Source organism: Microvirga sp. P4_G7, from assembly GCF_056401005.1.
In genome coordinates this window covers 1-2,411 of sequence record NZ_JBFUKD010000573.1, presented here as the reverse complement: position 1 = coordinate 2,411, position 2,411 = coordinate 1, and the positions used below count along the sequence as shown (strand labels likewise).

4 protein-coding genes are annotated in these 2,411 nt (G+C 61.7%); 3 read left to right on the top strand and 1 reads right to left on the bottom strand.

Going from position 1 to position 2,411, the window contains the following annotated elements:
- The 3 genes from gatB to AC1DT3_RS18100 form a co-directional block, all read left to right on the top strand.
- On the top strand, positions 1–908 hold a 908-nt coding region (gatB, locus tag AC1DT3_RS18110; RefSeq protein ID WP_477466621.1), incomplete at its 5' end, for an Asp-tRNA(Asn)/Glu-tRNA(Gln) amidotransferase subunit GatB.
- An 18-nt stretch (positions 909–926) separates the two neighbouring features.
- Positions 927–1,550, top strand: a complete 624-nt coding sequence (locus AC1DT3_RS18105; RefSeq protein ID WP_477466620.1) for an SGNH/GDSL hydrolase family protein — start codon at positions 927–929, stop codon at positions 1,548–1,550.
- Positions 1,547–2,050, top strand: coding sequence for a GNAT family N-acetyltransferase (locus AC1DT3_RS18100; protein ID WP_477466619.1), 504 nt, complete (start codon positions 1,547–1,549; stop codon positions 2,048–2,050). Before AC1DT3_RS18105 ends, AC1DT3_RS18100 begins: the two co-directional genes overlap by 4 nt.
- Here the strand turns inward: AC1DT3_RS18100 and AC1DT3_RS18095 are convergent.
- On the bottom strand, positions 2,047–2,411 hold a 365-nt coding region (locus AC1DT3_RS18095; protein WP_477466618.1), incomplete at its 5' end, for a DUF4345 domain-containing protein. The genes AC1DT3_RS18100 and AC1DT3_RS18095 overlap by 4 nt on opposite strands.

The following is a 2,411-nucleotide window of genomic DNA, read 5'->3' as shown; positions in this document are numbered from 1 at the left end:
GGACGATCCTGCGCTATCTCGGCACCTGCGACGGCGACATGGAAAAGGGCAATCTGCGCGCCGACGTGAACGTTTCCGTTCGTCGTCCCGGAGAGGCTCTCGGTACGCGGTGTGAAATCAAGAACGTCAACTCGATCCGGTTCATCGGCCAGTCGATCGAGTACGAAGCGCGGCGTCAGATCGGCATCATCGAGGACGGCGGCAAGATCGACCAGGAGACCCGCCTCTTCGATCCGGGCAAGGGCGAGACACGCTCCATGCGCTCGAAGGAAGAGGCGCACGATTATCGCTACTTCCCCGACCCGGATCTGCTGCCGCTCGAATTCGACCAGGCGTATGTGGATGCGCTTGCGCAGCACCTGCCCGAATTGCCGGACGCCAAGAAGTCTCGTTTCGTGTCCTCCTACGGTCTCTCGGCCTACGATGCCGGCGTTCTTGTTGCAGAGCGCGCCTCGGCCGATTTCTTCGAGAACGTCGCCAAGGGACGTGACGGCAAGATCGCTGCGAACTGGGTCATCAACGAGTTCTTCGGTCGCCTCAATAAGGAAGGCAAAGACATCGCATCATCGCCGATGTCGGCTGAGCAGATCGGCGGCATCGTCGACCTGATCGGTGAGGGCGTCATTTCAGGCAAGATCGCCAAGGATCTGTTCGAGATCGTCTTCACCGAAGGCGGCGATCCGCGCCAGATCGTCGAGGCGCGCGGCATGAAGCAGGTGACCGATACCGGCGCGATCGAAAAAGCCATCGATGAGATCATCGCCGCCAATCCCGAAAAGGTCGAGCAGGCGAAGGCCAAGCCGACGCTGCTCGGTTGGTTCGTCGGCCAGGTGATGAAATCGACTGGCGGCAAAGCGAACCCGCAGGCCGTCAACGAGCTCCTGAAGTCGAAGCTCGGCATCGAATAGCGGAGGGCTGCCGTTCTCTTGACCGCGCAACCGAACTCGTTCGCCTCCCATTGGCTGATCCGCGACAGCATCGTTGCGACACATGTCGCGGCGGCCGGGCCGAACAACGTGCTGTTCGTCGGCGATTCCATCGTCGAGGGATTCTACTGGAACAGGATCGGCGGGCTTTCGGTCATCAACGCTGGGTATTCCGGTATTTGGACGGAAGCGCTCGAGCCGAAGATCGAACACCTCGCTCATGCGGCGAAGCCGAAGATCGCAGCACTTCTCGTCGGAACCAACGATGCGAAAATGGCGCCCGAGTCGGACTACCTCGCGGGTATCGCGAGGTCCTACGAAAAGATCGTCCGCGTGTTCAGGACAGCGAAAATTCCGTTGATCGCTTTCACGCCGCCGCCCGTGGAACAGGGAAAGCGACTGACGGATTTCTTTTTCGCCGAGACCATGCGGAATGTAGCCGAACAAATTCGACGCATCGCCGAGACACATGGCGCAATGGTCGTCGATCTCCACGCGACCTTCGGTCTAACCGAGAACGCCACGTCGGACGGCATCCATCTTGCGTCGCCGGCCTATCGTTTGATGCGGGATCTGTTCGCCGAGAAACTCGCGGTCATCGAAGCAGAAGCAGAGACACAATGACGGCTGGGACGAAACCGCAAGAAAGGCTTGCCGTGCGCCCTGCGATGGACGCGGACGCGCAGGAGCTGTTTGGACTTTTCGCCCTGTGCTTTGCCGAGTATCCCGGCTGCTTCGTCGACCCGCACGACGACCTTCGCGACCTTCGCGACCCGGCCAGTTCGTTTGCCGCGCGGGGTGGCGCATTCTGGGTGTTGGAAGACGAGCGCGGCAGGGTGTGCGCGTGCGTGGCCGTCGACTATCCCGAAGCCGGCATCGCCGAGCTCCACCGGCTCTATGTGCGGCCGGATCAGCGTCGCCGTGGCCTCGGTGTTGCGCTCGTCCGCCTGGCCGAGGCGCATGCACGCGAACACGGAGCGCACACGTTGTTCTTCTGGTCCGATACGCGCTTCACCGATGCCCACCGCCTCTATGAACGGCTCGGCTATGTCCTCTCGGACGAGACGCGCGAACTCGGCGACATCTCGAGCACCGCCGAGATCAGGTTCGACAAGCCGCTCTAGAGTTCCGCGACGCCGAATTCGTCGGCGTAACGGTTGGCGAGACGCGTCTGCCACAGGCACAGGGCAGGGATGACGATAAGCTCCACGACGATCCCGCCGAGCATGAACAGCGACGGCAATCCCGTCAGTGCAAGGCCGATCATTCGCCCCAGACCGCCGAGCACGACGATAACGGTCAACAATCTGAACCTGCCGGTCTTGGCCTCGATGTCGGGAATCGTGCTCCAGAAGCAAAGCCCGATGGCGAGGAGCAGGGCGGACAGATAGCGGAAGTGGCTGTCGGCTGAAATGCCGACGGCTTCGCCCGTGAAACGCGCTCCAAACAGGACGCCGTAAAGCCCGACGGCGATCGGCAGGAGAG

Bases quoted from the DNA above. Each gene is read 5' to 3' on its own strand.
- AC1DT3_RS18100 (WP_477466619.1), top strand. From the start codon at position 1,547: ATGACGGCTGGGACGAAACCGCAAGAAAGGCTTGCCGTGCGCCCTGCG.